The organism is Pseudomonas sp. 13B_3.2_Bac1, assembly GCF_025466205.1.
GTDB lineage: Bacteria > Pseudomonadota > Gammaproteobacteria > Pseudomonadales > Pseudomonadaceae > Aquipseudomonas > Aquipseudomonas fluorescens_H.
The window spans coordinates 51,894-69,338 of the sequence record NZ_JANLOG010000152.1 but is presented as its reverse complement, the minus strand read 5'-3'; the positions used below and the strand labels follow the sequence as shown (position 1 = coordinate 69,338).

Below are 17,445 nucleotides of genomic sequence, written 5' to 3'. Positions count from 1 at the left end.
GCAACCTTAGTCGAAGCTTAGTTGGCAACGAGTCGTTACATCTTTCCCGTCGGGTCAGCTGCCACAGCCGCCTGCACAGCGGCATGATGCCGCCGGTCAACCGCCGTGTTTCCTCAAGAGAATCCGTTATGCGCCTGTTGCTGGTCGAAGATGATCGCGCCCTCGGTCAAGGCATTCGTGTTGCCCTCGGCAGCGAAGGCTACACCCTCGACTGGTTGCAGGACGGGGTCAGCGCCCTGCACGCCCTGCGCAGTGAGAGCTTCGACTTGCTGCTGCTCGACCTCGGTCTGCCACGGCTCGACGGCCTGACGCTGCTGCAGCGCTTGCGCGGCGAGCAACAGGATTTGCCGGTGCTGATCCTCACCGCCCGCGACGGCACCGCCGAACGCATCGCCGGGCTGGATGCCGGCGCCGACGACTACCTGATCAAACCGTTCGACGTCGATGAATTGAAAGCGCGCATCCGCGCGTTGCTGCGCCGCAGTCAGGGCCGTGCGCAACCGGTGCTCGAGCATGCCGGCGTGTGCCTTGATCCGGTCACGCAGCAGGTCACCTGGCACGGCACCGACGTGGTGGTGACGCCGATGGAATATCAACTGCTGCATCAACTGATGGCCCGCCCCGGCAAGGTCGTCACCCGCGAACGTCTGTCCCGGGCGCTGTATGGCTGGCAGGACCGGGTCGAGAGCAACACCCTTGAAGTGCTGATCCACAACCTGCGCAAAAAACTCTCAAGCGAGTTGATCCGAACGGTGCGCGGGGTCGGTTACGTGGTGGAGCTCAAGCCATGATTTCCATACGTGCGCGGATTCTGGTGCCGGTGCTGATTCTGGTATTGATCGGCGATCTGCTGATCAGTTGGCTGGTGCTGCGCGACAGTCACCATGAAATCGAAGAGGTCTACGATGCCCAACTGGCGCAAAGTGCGCGCCTGCTGCAAGGCGTGCTGGCCCAGCGCGCGCCGGGCGACAACGACTGGAGCCGGCTCTATCAGGCCTTCGATGAAGCGATGAGCCGGGTCGGCGACGGTGAGGCTGCGCACCCATACGAAACCCGTCTGACCTTTCAGGTCTGGCGCAGCGACGGCCAATTGCTGGTGCGCTCGGCTGAAGCGCCGGAGCTTGCCGCACCGCCGACCACTCTCGGCTCGCATGACCTGATGGAAAACGGTCGCGACTGGTGCGCGTTTCTGCTCAAGGATTCGCAACAAGGGCTGCTGATCTGGGTCGGCGAGCGTGACGACATCCGTCAGGACCTGATCGAGCGCATCGTCGGCCACACGGTGTGGCCGAGTCTGATCGGCGTCCCGCTGCTGGCCGCGCTGATCTGGCTGACCATCGGCTGGGGCCTGCAACCGCTGCGCGCGATGGCGCAGAGCATTCGCGGACGTGACACCGAAACCCTGAAACCGCTGCACCTCAGCCCCCTGCCCCACGATCTGGAGCCGATGCAGACCGCGCTCAATCGTCTGCTGCAACAGATCGACAATCTGCTGGCCCGGGAGCGGCGCTTCATTGCCGACGCCGCCCATGAGCTGCGCACACCGCTGGCGATTCTGCGGATCCACGCGCAAAACGCGCAACTGGCGGCGACCCCGCAACAACGCGAAGAAGCGCTGGAGTATCTGGTCAGCGCGGTGGATCGGGCGACGCGTATCGCCAGTCAATTGTTGACCATGGCGCGCATCGAACCGCACCTGGCCAATCCCGAAACCCGCACCGTGGAACTGACCGAACTGGTGCGCGAAGAGCTCGCCGAACTGGCACCGCTGGCCCTGGAAAAAGACGTCGAACTGATCCTCGACAGCGACCACCACTGCCCGGTCGACACCGACCCGGTGGCCCTCGCCATCGCCTTGCAGAACCTGGTGACCAACGCCCTGAACTTCGCCCCGCCGGGCAGCGAGGTGCGGGTCCAGGTGCAACCGCAGGCGGGCGGCGCGGTGTACATCAGCGTCGAGGACGCCGGCCCCGGTATCAACGAGCAGGAATACGCGCGGCTGTTCGAGCGTTTCTACAGCCACGGCCACGGTAACGGCGCGGGACTGGGGCTGGCGATCGTGCAGATGATCGTCAGCAAGATCGGCAGCACGTTGCAGCTGTACAACCGGCCGCAGGGCGGGTTGTGTGCGCAGTTGCGGATCAATGAGCTCTCGAGTCAATAACATCGCCCGGACCCTGCACGAGCATTGTGGCGAGGGAGCTTGTCGAATCGTCGCACCGTCCCGCTGAGGCGCGCAGCGGCCCTTTCTTTGCCGAACAGCAGAAGGCCTGCTGCGCAGCCCAGCGGGAGCAAGCTCCCTCGCCACAGAGTCTGGTGTTTATCGATCGCCTCGATGCTTTTGACAAAATTTTCATGTTTGCCCCAATAAGATCCGCAGCCTCGTTGGGGAGTAGCCTGTTTCCGAGTTCCTCGGAAGCGTTCGTATCAACATTCTCGGCAACATGCCGTGGTACGAACACCTTTTGGTTGGTGAGACCGACGACACATCCATGCCTAAAGTCGGGCGTGTGGTTGTGTCGTTGACTCATAGCCCGACTGGAAGTGTGCCCCCGTGAATCCTGTTTCCCTCATATTCCTCGCTCTGGCCATGTCCACGGACGCGTTCGCCGCGGCCATCGGCAAAGGCTCCAGCCTGCACAAACCACGTCTGACCGAAGCGCTGCGCACCGGCCTGATCTTCGGCGTGATCGAAGCCATCACCCCGATCATCGGCTGGCTGATCGGTCAGGCCGCCACCCGTTGGGTCGCCGAATGGGACCACTGGATCGCCTTCACCCTGCTGCTGATCCTCGGTCTGCACATGATCTACAACGGCCTGAAACACGAAGACGAGGAAGAGGAAAAACCCGGCCAGCATTCGTTCCTGATTCTGGCAGTCACCGCATTCGCCACCAGCATTGACGCCCTCGCAGTCGGCGTCGGTCTGGCGTTTGTCGACGTGAATATCTGGGTGGCGGCAGCGGCCATCGGCGTGGCAACCATGACCATGGTGACCATCGGCGTGATGCTTGGCCGGGTACTCGGAGCGGTGGTCGGCAAGCGTGCGGAAATCGTCGGTGGTGTGGTGTTGATGATCGTCGGCGCGACCATTCTGTACGAGCACTTGTCAGCCTGATTCAGGCCCGGATCAGCGCCGACAGTGTCATCGCGTTGCCCAACGCGGCGCCACTGGCGGTGTTGTCGAAAATGCACCAGACGCTGGCGCCTTCAGCAGCGCAGAGCCGCATGCTCTGCGCAAGCTGTTGCAGATAAGGCAGCTCATAAGCACTGTGATAAATCCGTGGCGCGCCATGCAGTCGCCAATAGCGCACACCCGCCCAGCCCTGCGCCGAGCCGTCGGTACTGATCCGCGATGGATCGACCACGACCTGGGCGATACGATAAGCGTGCAGCATCGGCGCCGCCGTCACCCACGATTCATGCCGTGGCTCCAACACCACATCACCCGCGAATCGCTTGCGCAACGCCACGAAAAACGCTTCTGCACGTGCCGGCTCAAAGGCCAGCGACGGCGGCAGTTGCACCAGCAAACACCCCAGCCGATCGGCCAAGCCCTCGCACTGCCCGAGAAACTCATCCAGCGCTCGCTCACAGTTTTGCAGACGCAATTCATGAGTAATCTGCTTCGGCACCTTCACTGAAAAGCGAAAGCCCGGCGGCACCGATTCCGCCCAGCGTGCATACGTCTCGCGCCGATGCGGGCGATAGAACGAACTGTTGATTTCCACGCAGTCGAACCGTGCCGCATACCGCTGCAGATGCGTGCCCTCGGCCGGAAACTGCGGCCAATACTCACGCCCCAGACTCCAGCCTGCGCAACCGATGAACATCAAAAAAACACCTTCGCCGCTTCACGCATGAAAATCTCCACGGTCTTCGTTCACAAACTTGGGATACGACGAAATACCTGTGGGAGCTGGCTTGCCAGCGAAGGCGTCGACACATCCACAATCGCTGCGCCTGACACACCCCCTTCGCGAGCAAGCCCGCTCCCACAATTTCGGCGGCGTTCACAGATTGGGGGTACGACGAAACACCTGTGGGAGCTGGCTTGCCAGCGAAGGCGTCGACACATCCACAATCGCTGCGCCTGACACACCGCCTTCGCGAGCAAGCCCGCTCCCACAATTTCGGCGGCGTTCACAGATTGGGGGTACGACGAAATACCTGTGGGAGCTGGCTTGCCAGCGAAGGCGTCGACACATCCACAATCGCTGCGCCTGACATACCGCCTTCGCGAGCAAGCCCGCTCCCACAATTTCGGCGGCGTTCACAGATGGGGGGGACGACGAAACACCTGTGGGAGCTGGCTTGCCAGCGAAGGCGTCGATACATCCACAACTTCTGCACCTGACACAGCGCTTTCGCGAGCAAGCCCGCTCCCACAGGTTTCAGCGGCATTCACAGATTTGGGGCACGGCGAAGCTCCTATGCGGTTATTTTTTGCCTGGAAGGACGCTCGCCAGCACCTGCTTGGCGGCTTGCACGATGACGCCTGCCTCGTCCGGGTCGCCCTTGAGCAGGGTCGTGGCAAATTTCTTCGCCTGTTGGAGCGTGATGTGCGGCGGCAACGGCGGTACGTTGGGATCGGTCTTGAACTCGATCAGCACCGGCACCTCCGAAGCCAATGCCTGCTCCCAGGCGGCGGCAACGTCCTCTTCGCGGTCGACGAAAATCCCTTTCAGGCCGATGGAAATGGCGAACAGGTGATACGGCACATCGGGGATGCTCTGCGAGGCTTCGAACTTCGGATCACCCTCCATCACCCGCTGTTCCCAAGTGACCTGATTCAGATCCTCGTTGTTGAACACCGCGCAGATCCACTTCGGGCTGTCCCACTGGCGCCAGTATTTGGCGACGGTGATCAGCTCGGCCATGTTGTTCATCTGCATCGCGCCATCCCCCACCAGGGCAATCACCGCGCGCTCGGGATGGGCGAACTTGGCGGCAATCGCGTACGGCACGGCAGCCCCCATCGAAGCCAGTCCGCCGGACAGCGAACACTGCATGCCCCGGCGAATTTTCAGGTCACGGGCGTACCAGTTGGCGCAGGAGCCCGAATCGCTGGTGATAATTGCCTGATCCGGCAGGCGCGGTGACAGTTCATACACCACCCGCTGTGGATTGATCGGTGTGGCTTTGGCCATCGCGCGCTTTTCCAGAGTCTTTTCCCAGCTGCCGCGCCAGCCTTCGATCTTTTTGCGCCACTTGCGCGAGGTCTTCTGTTCGAGCAACGGCAGCAACGCAGCAAGGGTTTCCGCGGAGTCGCCAACCAGATTGACCTCCATCGGATAACGCAGGCTGAGCATGTCGGGTTGCAGGTCGATCTGCACGCCGCGCGCCTGACCTTCCTTGGGCAGAAATTCGGCATAGGGGAAACCCGAGCCAATCATCAGCAAGGTGTCGCATTCGTTCATCATCTTGTAGCTCGGTTCGGTGCCCAGCAGACCAATGCTGCCGGTGACCCACGGCAAATCGTCCGGCAGCGCAGCCTTGCCGAGCAACGCCTTGGCAACCCCGGCGCCAAGTTTTTCCGCGATGGCGATCACTTCATCCGTCGCCTGCAACGCGCCGGCGCCCACCAGAATCGCAACCTTTTCACCGCTGTTCAGAACGTCGGCGGCGCGCTGCAGATCCGCCTCGTAGGGCAGCACTTTCGGCTTGGTGTAACCGACGCCAGAGTGCGCGGTGCCATGCGCCCGCGCCGGTGGTTCGTACTCAAGATCCTGCAAATCATTGGGCAGGATGATCGCTGTCACCCGCCGCTCGCCAACCGCTGTGCGCACGGCGCGGTCGAGCAAATGTCGTACTTGCGACGGCGCCGACGCCTGCTGCACAAAAGCCCCGGCCACATCCTTGAACATCGAGACCAGGTCCAGCTCCTGCTGGTAATGGCTGCCGAGTGCGGTACGCGCCTGCTGACCAACAATCGCCAGCATCGGCTGGTGATCCATGCGGGCGTCGTACAGCCCGGTAATCAAGTGCGTAGCGCCGGGGCCTGAAGTGGCAATGCACACACCTAATTCGCCGGTGAACTTGGCGTGGGCCGAAGCCATGAACGCGGCCATTTCTTCGTGCCGGGCCTGAACGAATTCGATCTTGCCATTGGCTCGGGCGAGCGCGCCGAACACGCCATTGATGCCGTCTCCCGGATAACCAAAAATCCGCGTGACGCCCCATTGGCTGAGCCGCTCAACCAGAAAATCTCCCACTGTCGTCGTCATCTCGTTCCTCGCCTGTCACCGATGCATGAAGCCTTCCCGGCGAAACATCCGCCGGGAAGTACAAGGGTCTGGACAGCCGAGAAGAGCGCGAAGTTTCGATTGTTTTTGCCATTAGCCAGTGGCGACGGGTACAGCCTGCGCCCACTCGACCTCATCGATTTGGGCAAGGCTCAGGTGCGCCGTCTCCTTCAGAAGAAACGAGCACAGCGCCACGATACCCAGCGCAACCGCGCCGTAAACCGCCACCCCGAACGCGTTGTGGTTGTTGGCGATCAGAATCGCTGTGGCCGCACTGGAAGCGGTCCCGCCGCCCAGCGCCGCACCGATCTGGTACGCCGCCGACATTCCCGAATAGCGCATGTGCCGCGGAAACTGTTCAGCCAGAAACGCCGGAATAGGCCCCTGCGTCGCGCCCATGAACGCACCGATAGCGATATAGGCAGCGGTAGAAATCAGCAGACTCTTGAGGCCGACCAGCGGGAAAAACGCAAAGAAGCCGAGAGCCATGATCAGCGCGCCGAGGATCATCACCTGGCGGCGGCCGATCCGGTCGGACAGCAAGGCAAACAACGGCGCGGTGATCACGATGGCGATCGACAGCGACAAGTCGAATACCAGCGCATCGGTACTGCCATAGCCCAATTGCGTTGCATACGACAGAAAGAACGTGCTGCCGATGTAGGCGATGGTCACATAGCCGAAAGCGATGCCGGTGCACAACAGCATGGCTCTGGGCCGCGCACGCAGCGCTTCAAGCAGCGGCATGCGCACGTGGGCGTGCGGTTCGGCGGGTTGTTCGAGCGGTTTCTGCAGGCGCGCATACAGACCGATCAGCACCAGCACGCCACCGAGCCAGAATGGAATGCGCCAGGCAAATCCGGCCAGGTCATCGTGTGATGCGACACTGACAATCGCGAACACTCCGGCACCGAGAATCCCGCCGATACCGATGCCCATGCTGGTGAAACTGCCCCACAGACCACGACGCCCGGGCGGCGCCGACTCGATACCGAACAACGCCGCGCCACCCCACTCGCCACCGGCGGCAAAGCCCTGCACCAGCCTGAGCAGCACCAACAACACCGGTGCGCCAGCGCCGAGGGTGGCATAGCCCGGCAGGCAGCCGATCAACAGCGTGCTCAAACCCATCAGCAGCAGCGTGATCACCAGCATTTTCTGCCGGCCGAGTTTGTCACCGTAATGCCCGAACACCATGCCGCCAAGGGGCCGGGCGAAGAACCCGGCGCCAAAGGCGCCGAACGCCACCAGCGTCGCGGTCAGCGGATCCATCTGCGGAAAGAACACTTTGGGAAACACCAGCGCGGCGGCGGTGCCGTATATCACGAAGTCATAGAACTCCAGGGCGGTGCCCATGCCGGAGACGAAAAACGTCCTCAGCGCTGACGGGGAACCGCTCTTGCGATCAATCTCGGTAGCCATGTGCATTGCTCGTTTTGTTTTTATTGGAGGCCGCGATTCAGAAACGCAGATAGCCGTTTCGGGCGAGCTGTTTGGGGTTGCCGGCGGCGTATTCGAGGACGCTGTTCTCGGTGTCGATGCCGATGGTCAGCAGAGTCTCCCAGCGTTCGGTCGCCGGCATGCTCAGATCCGGGTGGAAGCAGATCGGCGCGTCTTCACCCGCCTCGCCGCACATGGCGTCTGCCCGATGGCTCAGGTTGCCACTGGCCATGTTTTGCAGCGCCGCGTTGACGTGATCGAAACGCGCGTAAGTCGTCGAGGCATCCGGTGTGCGCTCGCCGAGGCTCAGTTCGGGATCTAGAAAATGGTTGGTGTGGGTGATCCAGCCCTCGGCATCGGGCTGCACCACTGCAGTGAATGCTGGCGACATTTCAATGCTCACCGCACGCGGGCTTGAGTCCTCGCGGGAGAACACGGTCAGCACCGTGGAGGCGCTGACCCGCGCTGAACGCGCCAGCGCAATCGCTTCGTCAACGCTGCTGGCTTCTTCAAGGATGCGCCGGGCAACCGCATGCACCGGCACCCCGGCAGATCCATTGTCGCTGGCGTGATGCAGGATGTTGAAGTGCAAACCCAGCCCGGCGCTGTTGACGCCGATCTTGCCGAGCATGCCGAACTCGGTGAACAGTTTGACCGTCATGCCTGCGGCCGTGGTCAGTTGCAGAATCAGCCCGTTGGGCACCAGCGAATCGTGCCAGTCCCAAGTCTGGATGCTGCGCGGCGGCAATGCGCCGTGGGGGGCGAACACGGCGGTCGAGCACTCGCCCTCGGTGGACGCCGGCATTACCGCGAGAATCTCGGTACGAGCATTCAGACTGGCGAGCTGCCAAAGCGGCACCTCGGCACCTTCAGCAGTGGCGACGAGCTCTTCGGCGAGGCTCGGGCACCAGCCTTGGAGGGTTTGCAGACTGGCTTCACCGATGGCCTGCACCTGTGCCTGGGGAACACCGACCTGATTGAAGAAATCCAGATAGAGCGCCACCGTCTGGCGGATCTGCGCGCCCCAGGTGGTGCCAATCTGCTGCCCGCGAGTCTGCGGGTTACGGGTGTCGGTGACGAAGCAATGAACATTCACGAAAAGATTTCCTTGTTGTCGTTTTGAAAGGCTGCCGTCACGGTTTACGGCGGTAGATTTCGCGACCGGCGAACCAGGTGTTGAGCACCTGGGTGTCGCGCAGAGCGGCGGGCTCGACCGTGAACACATCGCGGTCGAGGACGATCATGTCGGCCTGCTTGCCGGGCTTGAGCGAACCGATCTGGTCTTCAAGACGCAGCACCTTGGCCGCGTTGAGGGTGTAGGCCTGGAACATGACCTGGCGGTCGATGTCTTCGGCGGCGTTGAGCACGCCTTTCGGTCCTTTGCGGCTGACGGCCTGATAGATCGCCTTCCACGGCTCCGGGGTGGTGATCGGCCAGTCGCTGGCACCGGCGATGGTCGCGCCGTTCTTCAACAGCGAGCGCGCCGGATAGGTGTACATGAAGGCCATCGCGCTGACGTAAGGCTTGACCAGATCCATGCTCGACTCATCGGCGGCAGCCCAGAACATCTGCATCGAGGCGATGACATTCAGCGCCTTGAAACGAGCGAACTCCTTGGGATTGACCATTTGCAGGTGAGTGATCGAATGGGCGATGCCACTCTGACGATCCTTGCGCGCCTGCTCGATGCCGTTAAGCGACTCACGCACCGCGCGGTCACCGATGGCGTGGATGTGCACCAGCCAGCCACGGGCATCGGCAGCGCTGACCAGCTCGCCGAAATGCGCCGGGTCGATCAGCAGCTCACCGGTCTTTTTCGAGTTGCGGTACGGCTCGAGCATCGCCGCGCTTTGCGCCGGCGCTTCGGCCACGCCGTCAGCGAAAATCTTGATCCCCGGCAAGGTCAGATTGCTGACTCCGAGGAACTGTTGGCGCACCTTGTCGAGCTCATCGAGGTCGGCCGGTCTGGCCTTGGAATCCGCCATCAACAGCGCCGCGACGTGGGCGGTGAGTTCGCCGTTTTCCGAGAGTTTTTTGTAGGTCGGCAACACACCGAGCGAGGTGTTGGTAACGTCACTGCCCGGGACTTCGTTGGCGAGCGGGTCCATCCATCCGGTGATCCCCAGGCTCTTGTAGTAGTTCAACGCCGCGCGCCCAGCGGCCAGCAAGGTGTCAGCGGTCGGCGGCGGCAGCAAGGCCTGCACCGGGTACAGTCCGGCATCGACGAGGAAGCCATCCGGGCTGCCGTCGGAGTGATGGCCGATGGTTGCCTGCTCTTCGCCCTTGAGCGTTTTAACTTTCTCTGCCGTGACGCCGGCGCGTTCAAGCATCGCCCGATTGGCCCAGCCGGTGTGCAGATCCCAGCCCAGCAGGAGGATCGGCTGGTTCGCCCATTCGCCCTGATTGAAACGCTGCTCGAGGGCGGCGATGTCGCTCCAGTAGGTCGACGGCAACCCGCCGACACTGAGGAAATCCCCACGCTGCGCCTTGCCGTCCTGACGCCATTGGCGCAGGCGTTGTTCCAGTTGATCAAGCGGCAACAGTTGCCCGTCGAGGTTGGCCTGCAACATCTGCAGACCGCCCTTGATCGTGTGGGAATGCGAGTCGATGAAGCCCGGCATCAGCACTTTGCCGTGCAGGTCGATCACTTGCGTGGCCGGCGTCTTCAGGCGCATCACCTGCGCATCCGTGCCCACGGCGAGGATCTTGCCGTTCTCCACCGCGACCGCTTGCTGCAAGGGCTGGCCGGGTTCGGCGGTGTAGACCTTGGCGTCGTGCAGGATCAGATCGGCGGACGCCAGACTTTCCAGTGAGGCACAGGCCAGTGCCGATGACACCATCAGGATCAGTAGCTGCTTCATGAGGCTTCTCGTTATTTTTGTTAGGCTGCGAGCAAGCCTATCCAAGCCTTGGCGATAACTGAATGCCACCTCGCGCACAACTTCTGTGCCCAGCAGGAATAGATCAATGGACAAGATGAGTGCCCTGACGATGTTCGTCGCCACCGCCGAACACGGCAATTTCAGCCGCGCCGCCGAGGTGCTCGGCAAGACTCCGTCAGCCCTGACCAAAGCCGTGGCGCAACTGGAAGAAGAGCTTGGCACGCGGCTGTTCGACCGGACGACCAGACGCATGGCGTTGACCGAGGCCGGACGGATTTATCTGGATGGCGCGCGGCAGGCGTTGATGCAACTGCAATTGGCCTGCGAGGGTGTCGAACAGCTCAGGCACGAATTGAGCGGCGGCCTGCGCATCACCGCACCGCCCTCCTTCGCCCCGGCGTTTCTCAACGACGTCTGCTGCCGCTTTCTCGACGCCCACCCACAGGTGCATCTGGAAGTCGACTTGAGTGACAGCTATGACGATCCGGTGGATGGCGGTTACGATCTGGCGCTGCGTGACGGCCCGATCGATCTGCCGGGCGTGATCGCCCAACCCATCGTCGAGAATCGGGTGGTGCTGTGCGCCAGCCCGACGTATCTGGCGCGCAAGGGTCAAGAGGTGTCACTGGACAACTATCAGCAGCACGACTGGCTGATCTTTCGTCACCCGCTGCTCAACCGGCATTTCTGGTGGGTCAAGCAAGGTGACCGGAGGATTCGCCTGACCCAGCCGAGTCCACGGGTGGCCAGCGACAATTACGACTTCCTGCTGGCCTGCCTGCTGAAGGGCCAGGGCCTGCAGTTTCTGCCGCAATGGAGCGCCGCGCCGTATCTGGCTAGCGGCGAACTGGTGGAAGTGATGCCCGAGTACTGGCGCGAGCCAAGCGCGTTCGGCCCGTGGATTTACGTGTTGTATCTGGCCCACCGGCGCAACACGCGCAAGGTCAAAGTGTTTATCGAATTCTTGAAGGCGCACTGGCGCCCACTGTCACAAGGGACGAATGAAAATGGATCTGCCACAGACATGGCGCCAGCGTTTCGCTGACACCCGCTACGAACAGCAAACCATCGGCGAATCCCGCGCCGATGTGTTCCGCCTGACGCCCGCCGGATCAGCGCCGCTGTTCGTCAAATCAGAGCCGCGAATCAGCTTCTCCGAATTGCCTGGCGAAGTGCACCGCCTGCGATGGCTGGCTGAGCAGGATCTGCCGGCGGCGCGCGTGCTCGACAGCGTCGAAGAAAGCGAGCGCTTCTGGTTGCTGATGACCGCTGTACCGGGACGCGACCTCGCCAGCAGTGAACATCTCACGCCGCAGCAAATCGTCTCGCTGGCGGCGAATGCCTTGCGCACGCTGCATGCGATCAACATTGAAGACTGCCCATTCGATCATCGCCTCGACGCGAAAATCGCCCTGGCCCGCGAGCACCTGTTGGCCGGTTTGATCGACGAAGAGGATTTCGACGACTCGCGCCTCGGCCAAAGCGCCGAAGCGCTGTTCGAGCAGATGCTGGCCGCGCGCCCGAACAGCGAAGACCTGGTGGTGACTCACGGCGACGCGTGCCTGCCCAACCTGCTCGCCGACCACGGTCGCTTCAGCGGTTTCGTCGACTGCGGGCGGCTGGGCGTTTCCGACCGTTTCCAGGACCTTGCACTGACAGCCCACAGCATCGCCTACAACCTCGGCGAGCAATGGGTGCCGGCATTTTTCGAGGCTTATGGGGTGCAACCGGATCTGCGAAAAATCGCTTTCTATCAGTTGCTCGACGAGTTTTTCTGAGGCACGCATCAACGATGCGGATGCACCGTCATCGCCACCAGTTTGATCACAATCGGCCGCACCACGAGGATGCACAGAAAGGCCACCGGCATTGCCAGCTTGTAAGCGTGCAACGCATTACTCAGGTAGTCGTTATCAATCCCGGAATTGGCGGCGGTGATCACCAGCGACATCAGGAACGCCATGATCGTCGCCATGTACAACGCAAACACATAGGGTGTCGCCCGCGGCGACAGCTTGCGCCGGCTGAGATACAAGGCATCGGTGGTGGTTCTTTGATTCATAGGGCTTTTCCATCCATTGACAGGGAGTCGGCACCTTAGCAAAGCCCCCCTGCGCGCAACTAGACGGCCCGCCACAGGTACTTTATAAAGCACAACTTACGAATCAAACCCATGCGGCGGGACACGGATGAATCTGTTGGCGGCGATTGCCAGTTTTATCAAAGTGGTCGAAGCCGGCTCCATCGTCGGCGCCGCCAAGACGCTGGGTGTCAGTGCGGCCGCGGTGAGCCAGACCCTCAATCGCCTCGAAACGCACCTCGGTGTTCGCCTGCTGCAACGCACCACCCGCCGCATGGCCCTCACCGAAAATGGTGCGCTGTATTACGAAAAGGTCAGACGCATCGCGGCTGATCTGGAGTCGGCGCAAAGTGCGATCGTCAGCGATGAAAGCGAACTGCAAGGGCGTTTGAGCATCGCCTCCACCAGCGCATTCGGCCGCCACGTCCTGGCGCCGTTACTCGCCAGTTTCGCCGCGCTGCATCCGCGCCTGCTGGTCGAGCTGTCGACCACCAACGGCAAGATCAATCACATCCAGGACGGCATCGACCTGAGCCTGCGGATCAAGCCGCAACTGGAAGATGGCATCGTCGCGCGCCGGATTGCTTCCCTGCCGTTCATCTTCTGCGCCGCCCCCGCCTACCTCGAACGCGCCGGCGTGCCGCAATCACCGCAAGACCTGCAACACCACGCCTGTCTGGCGTTCCGTTATCCATTGGACGGGCGTTTTCTGCGCTGGGGTTTCCTCCGCAACGGCGAGCACTACGACGCCCCGATCAACGCCACCGCCATCAGCGACGACATCGATGTTCTGGCGCAAATGGCAGTCAACGGCGCGGGCGTTACGCGCCTGGCCGAATTCGTCGCCGCGCCCTATCTTGAAAGCGGTCAATTGCTGCCGCTGTTCGACGATCTCCAAGGTGAGGCGCAGGCTTATGTCGAACCGATGGACATCTATGCATGCGTGCAGGAGCGAGCGGCGATGACGCCGAAGGTCAGAGCTTTCATGGATTATTTGACGGAACACTTGAAGAGGCGCTGGCCGATCGAAGATGCTTTGGCCCCGTCGTTTCACGCGCCCACTGAAAAGGATTTGCAGTGAACACTCCTCGCTACGCAAAAGGCTATGGTCAGCCACCCGTATATCTGGCATCGATCAACTCGACTGATTCGATGACCGGCAATCTGGTTTTCGCCGGCGCTGCGGCCGGAAAAATCCACATGGCGTTCACTTCACACGTCGAACTGATACGCCTGCTCAACGCACTAATGCTTGCGCGTGTACCTTTTGCTGTCGGAGGCATGTGCCCGGGTCCTGCGGAGGAAGCAGGTTTGCTGATCACCAACGGAGAGCTTGCAGGAACTTATATCGAGCTGTCCTGGACTGGCCCGCAGGAATGGGTTCTACGCCAGATTACCAACCGCTGTGACCAATGGCAGTTGGAACCTGAGGTCAGCAAGATTGCCAACACATCATTCGATCCGGAATCGCTATCAACCGTTCTCCTGCCGCCGTGTCGATCTGCTTAACTGAAACATTGCAACTCCCCACCACAGGAGATCGGCAATGCAGCTCACAACCCCGTTTGCGGTGTTATTGATGACGACCAGCCTCGCCGGTTGCGCCGGGTCAGCTGGCTCCAGCGTGTACCTCCCGCTGACCGCCACCCGGCAGAACACCGGGCAGATCGGCAATGTCACGTTGGCCGACTGGGGCCAGCGGACCAATTTCAATTTCTTCATCAGCGGTACGCCGAGCGGTGCCTCGCTACCCTTGCGCCTTTATGCCTTCGTCAACAAGGGCAGTTGCCAGCAACCCGGAGCGGTGGCCTATGCGTTGAACGACAGGGTCAATACCGAACGACAGGCGATTCGTGGCTGGACGTTTTCCCGGAGCGCGCCGGTGGCCCTGTCGCAGTTGCTGTCCGGCGATTACTCCGTGGTAGTGCGCACGGCGGCGACTGATGGCAGCGTGGATATTTTTTGCGCGGATCTGCGTCAGGGCAGCATCACTAAATAGCGCCGGGCGAATCATCAGCCCCCTCAAACTGCCGGCTACAGGCGCTCATCTGCTGGGTGATCCACTCGCGGAAAACCATCGCATTGGTGCTCTGCTCAAAGGGTTGCGGCGATAACAGGCAATAACTCGAGCCGTCGCGAATGAAGCCGAATGGCGCGATCAATTGGCCGGATTTGAGCTCGTCCTGAACCATCAGAAACGACGCCATGGCGATCCCTTGCCCCGCTAACGCCGCTTGAATGCACAGATAGAAGTGTTCGTAGTCGACCCGACTGACCTGCACCGTGATCATGTCGGCCAGTCGAAGCCAGTTATCCCACGCCTGTGAGCGCGTCTTGCTGCGCAGCATGCAGGCACCGCGCAAATGATCGCTTGCAGGACGACTGGACGGCACGCAGACCGGGCCGATCCATTCCTCACAAAGGGTCACCCCATGCACGGTCTCGCCCCAATGAAAATCGTCGCGCCGGATCGCCAGATCCACCCCTGAACGAGCGAAGTCGATGGGCCCGCCGGCCGTCAGCAATTGCACCTGCAACTGTGGATGCGCGCTGTGGAAGTCAGGCAAGCGCGGGATCAGCCATTTCATGGCGATGGTCGGCTCGCAGGACACCACCAGCACGTCATCGTGGACTTCGCGTTGCAGACGATAAACAGCGCTTTCCAACTGCTCGAACATCGGCGCGGTGACATTGAACAGCAAGCGCCCGGCGTGGTTGAGAAAGATCGCCCGATTGCGCCGCTCGAACAATTCCACGCCGATCGCCTCCTCCAGCAAGCGCACCTGGCGGCTGACCGCACCATGAGTAACGTGCAGCAGCTCGGCAGCTTTTACAAAACTCTGGGTCTGGGCGGCGGTATTGAAGAAGCGAAAGGCAGCCAATGGAGGAAGGTTCATATAGGCGATGATTTCTCACAGATTTTCGCGACTATAAATCGTTTTTTTTGCCGAAGACACTTCTCCATCATGGCGCCGCTCGCAGACGCTGGAGCAGATTCGCATCAATGACTGTTGGTCATTGGGCAGATCGAAGCTCGACATCTGTGAATTCGAGTAGCGCAAATATCGTCATGGAGAGAGCAGGAATGAACGAGTTGTTGCTGGTAATCGCGATCACCATCCTGGCCGTGATCAGTCCCGGGCCGGACTTTGCCATGGTCACCCGCAACAGTTACGCCTATGGCCGGCGAAGCGGTTTGCTGGCTGCGCTGGGCATTGCCTGCGGCGTGCAGGTTCATGTGTTCTACACCGTGTTCGGGGTGGCGCTGATCATTACTCAATCGCCGGTACTGTTCTGGATGATGAAGCTGCTGGGTGCCGGTTACCTGGTCTATCTGGGCATCAAATCCTTTACCAATAAATCGGTGCTGATATTTGCCGATGCGAGCGCTTCGGCACCCCGCGCCTGGAAAGTGTTCTGCTCAGGTTTTCTGACCAATGCACTGAATCCGAAAACCATGCTGTTCGTGGTGGCGGCGTACAGCCAGGTGGTGGAGCCAGGCAGTTCCCTGACAGCAAACTTCGCCTATGGCTTGTTCATGTCGTTCACTCACTGGGCGTGGTTCAGCCTGGTTGCACTGTTTTTTTCAACGGATCGATTACGTCGCCGGATGCTGGAAAAACAGCGGCTCATCGACAAGGTGATTGGTACGGCACTGATTGGTCTGGCGGCGTGTTTGATGATTCCCGGGGTTGCACAGTCCTGAGGTAGAGCGTTTATGCTGTCGAGTCTGATACCTGTCGAGGTATCCCTCGGCACACCCACGATGAGGCCCATTTCATGAGTAAAGTGCCCTACGTACCGCCCAAAGTCTGGAAACACGAAGCGCCGTCCGGCGGCCAGTTCGCCAACATCAACCGCCCGATTGCCGGGCCGACCCATGAAAAGACGTTGCCGGTGGGCAAGCATCCGCTGCAGCTGTATTCGCTGGCGACGCCCAACGGCGTGAAGGTGACCATCCTCCTGGAAGAATTGCTCGCACTGGGGCATACCGGTGCCGAGTACGATGCGTGGCTGATCCGCATCAACGAGGGGGATCAGTTCTCCAGCGGTTTTGTCGAGATCAATCCGAACTCGAAGATTCCAGCGCTGCTCGACCGCAGCACACAGCCGCCGACTCGGGTGTTCGAATCCGGTTCGATCCTGTTGTATCTGGCAGAAAAATTCGGCGCCTTCCTGCCGAAAGATCCCGCCGGTCGCACGGAAACCCTGAACTGGCTGTTCTGGCAAATGGGCGCGGCGCCTTATCTGGGCGGCGGCTTCGGGCACTTCTATGCGTATGCGCCGGAGAAGCTCGAATACCCGATCAACCGCTTCACCATGGAAGCCAAGCGTCAGCTTGATGTGCTTGACCGGCGCCTTGGCGAGAGCCGCTACCTGGCCGGCGACAGCTACACCATCGCCGACATCGCGGTCTGGCCGTGGTACGGGCAACTGGTGCGCAATAACGTGTATTCGGCGGCTGAATTTCTATCGGCACAGGATTACACCCACTTGCAGCGCTGGGCAGAAGAAATCGCTCAACGCCCTGCGGTGATCCGTGGCCAGCGCGTCAATCGCACCTGGGGTGACGAGGCCAGCCAAGTTCCTGAACGGCATCAGGCCAGCGATCTGGATTGACGCCGCGCTCCCACAGGGATCCGGGATCACAGCAATCTTTGTGGGAGCGGGCTTGCTCGCGAAGGCTCCGGGTCAGTCAACACTGGCATCACAGACCTACCGCTTTCGCGAGCAAGCCCGCTCCCACAGGGGTTCGGGTTGGACATGAGGATTTGAGAGCCCCTGCAATTACAGTGGG

Annotated in this window: 17 protein-coding genes and 1 riboswitch; of the genes, 10 read left to right on the top strand and 7 right to left on the bottom strand. The window is 61.2% G+C overall.

Annotation, left to right across the window (positions count from 1 at the left end):
• Window positions 1-128: 128 nt before the first annotated feature.
• From NTD85_RS26070 to mntP, 3 genes are all read left to right on the top strand, one after another.
• A complete protein-coding gene (locus tag NTD85_RS26070) occupies window positions 129-791 on the top strand; it encodes a response regulator (RefSeq protein ID WP_003225808.1) in 663 nt (220 codons plus the stop codon).
• Window positions 788-2,164: an ATP-binding protein gene (locus NTD85_RS26065; RefSeq protein WP_262143577.1), complete on the top strand. Its 1,377-nt coding sequence runs from the start codon at window positions 788-790 to the stop codon at window positions 2,162-2,164. Before NTD85_RS26070 ends, NTD85_RS26065 begins: the two co-directional genes overlap by 4 nt.
• 211 nt (window positions 2,165-2,375) lie before the next feature.
• A riboswitch (yybP-ykoY riboswitch) is annotated at window positions 2,376-2,548 on the top strand.
• A gap of 6 nt (window positions 2,549-2,554) precedes the next feature.
• Entirely contained in the window at window positions 2,555-3,118 is a 564-nt protein-coding gene (gene mntP / locus NTD85_RS26060) for a manganese efflux pump MntP (RefSeq protein ID WP_045122500.1), read from the top strand.
• A gap of 1 nt (window position 3,119) precedes the next feature.
• Here mntP and NTD85_RS26055 read toward each other — a convergent pair whose 3' ends face one another.
• The 5 genes from NTD85_RS26055 to NTD85_RS26035 form a co-directional block, all read right to left on the bottom strand.
• A complete protein-coding gene (locus NTD85_RS26055; RefSeq protein WP_262143576.1) occupies window positions 3,120-3,833 on the bottom strand; it encodes a DUF72 domain-containing protein in 714 nt (237 codons plus the stop codon).
• A 606-nt stretch (window positions 3,834-4,439) separates the two neighbouring features.
• Window positions 4,440-6,227, bottom strand: a complete 1,788-nt coding sequence (locus NTD85_RS26050) for a thiamine pyrophosphate-requiring protein (protein WP_262143575.1) — start codon at window positions 6,225-6,227, stop codon at window positions 4,440-4,442.
• Window positions 6,228-6,338: 111 nt separating this feature from the next.
• Entirely contained in the window at window positions 6,339-7,667 is a 1,329-nt protein-coding gene (locus NTD85_RS26045) for an MFS transporter (RefSeq protein WP_262143574.1), read from the bottom strand.
• Between the two features lie 37 nt (window positions 7,668-7,704).
• Window positions 7,705-8,781 carry a C45 family autoproteolytic acyltransferase/hydolase gene (locus tag NTD85_RS26040; protein ID WP_262143573.1) on the bottom strand — a complete coding sequence of 359 codons (1,077 nt, stop codon included), beginning with the start codon at window positions 8,779-8,781 and terminating at the stop codon, window positions 7,705-7,707.
• A 37-nt stretch (window positions 8,782-8,818) separates the two neighbouring features.
• Window positions 8,819-10,546 (bottom strand): amidohydrolase, encoded by a 1,728-nt coding sequence (locus NTD85_RS26035; RefSeq protein ID WP_262143572.1) that lies wholly within the window; start codon window positions 10,544-10,546, stop codon window positions 8,819-8,821.
• 106 nt (window positions 10,547-10,652) lie between these two features.
• On the opposite strand from NTD85_RS26035, the gene NTD85_RS26030 reads away from it, so the two are divergent.
• Together NTD85_RS26030 and NTD85_RS26025 are read left to right on the top strand one after the other, a co-directional pair.
• Entirely contained in the window at window positions 10,653-11,612 is a 960-nt protein-coding gene (locus tag NTD85_RS26030) for a LysR family transcriptional regulator (protein WP_201137356.1), read from the top strand.
• Window positions 11,575-12,345, top strand: a complete 771-nt coding sequence (locus NTD85_RS26025; RefSeq protein WP_262143571.1) for an APH(3')-II family aminoglycoside O-phosphotransferase — start codon at window positions 11,575-11,577, stop codon at window positions 12,343-12,345. Before NTD85_RS26030 ends, NTD85_RS26025 begins: the two co-directional genes overlap by 38 nt.
• A gap of 8 nt (window positions 12,346-12,353) precedes the next feature.
• Here NTD85_RS26025 and NTD85_RS26020 read toward each other — a convergent pair whose 3' ends face one another.
• On the bottom strand, window positions 12,354-12,629 hold the full coding sequence (locus tag NTD85_RS26020; RefSeq protein ID WP_262143570.1) for a DUF2798 domain-containing protein: 276 nt from the start codon (window positions 12,627-12,629) through the stop codon (window positions 12,354-12,356).
• Between the two features lie 127 nt (window positions 12,630-12,756).
• Between NTD85_RS26020 and NTD85_RS26015 the strand changes: the two genes are divergently transcribed.
• Genes NTD85_RS26015 through NTD85_RS26005 form a run of 3 tightly spaced genes read left to right on the top strand, consistent with a single transcriptional unit; the run spans window position 12,757 to window position 14,646 of the window.
• Window positions 12,757-13,728 (top strand): LysR family transcriptional regulator, encoded by a 972-nt coding sequence (locus NTD85_RS26015; RefSeq protein ID WP_262143569.1) that lies wholly within the window; start codon window positions 12,757-12,759, stop codon window positions 13,726-13,728.
• Window positions 13,725-14,156, top strand: a complete 432-nt coding sequence (locus tag NTD85_RS26010) for a hypothetical protein (protein ID WP_262143568.1) — start codon at window positions 13,725-13,727, stop codon at window positions 14,154-14,156. Before NTD85_RS26015 ends, NTD85_RS26010 begins: the two co-directional genes overlap by 4 nt.
• A 37-nt stretch (window positions 14,157-14,193) precedes the next feature.
• The gene (locus NTD85_RS26005; RefSeq protein WP_262143567.1) at window positions 14,194-14,646 is read left to right on the top strand and encodes a hypothetical protein; all 453 of its coding nucleotides are present in this window, start codon (window positions 14,194-14,196) and stop codon (window positions 14,644-14,646) included.
• Here NTD85_RS26005 and NTD85_RS26000 read toward each other — a convergent pair.
• On the bottom strand, window positions 14,639-15,544 hold the full coding sequence (locus NTD85_RS26000; protein ID WP_262143566.1) for a LysR substrate-binding domain-containing protein: 906 nt from the start codon (window positions 15,542-15,544) through the stop codon (window positions 14,639-14,641). The two genes, NTD85_RS26005 and NTD85_RS26000, sit on opposite strands and share 8 nt — an antisense overlap.
• Before the next feature lie 188 nt (window positions 15,545-15,732).
• Between NTD85_RS26000 and NTD85_RS25995 the strand changes: the two genes are divergently transcribed.
• Both NTD85_RS25995 and yghU read left to right on the top strand, forming a co-directional pair.
• Window positions 15,733-16,353 carry a LysE family translocator gene (locus NTD85_RS25995; RefSeq protein WP_262143565.1) on the top strand — a complete coding sequence of 207 codons (621 nt, stop codon included), beginning with the start codon at window positions 15,733-15,735 and terminating at the stop codon, window positions 16,351-16,353.
• A gap of 74 nt (window positions 16,354-16,427) precedes the next feature.
• Window positions 16,428-17,267 (top strand): glutathione-dependent disulfide-bond oxidoreductase, encoded by an 840-nt coding sequence (gene yghU / locus NTD85_RS25990; protein WP_262143564.1) that lies wholly within the window; start codon window positions 16,428-16,430, stop codon window positions 17,265-17,267.
• Window positions 17,268-17,445: the final 178 nt, after the last annotated feature.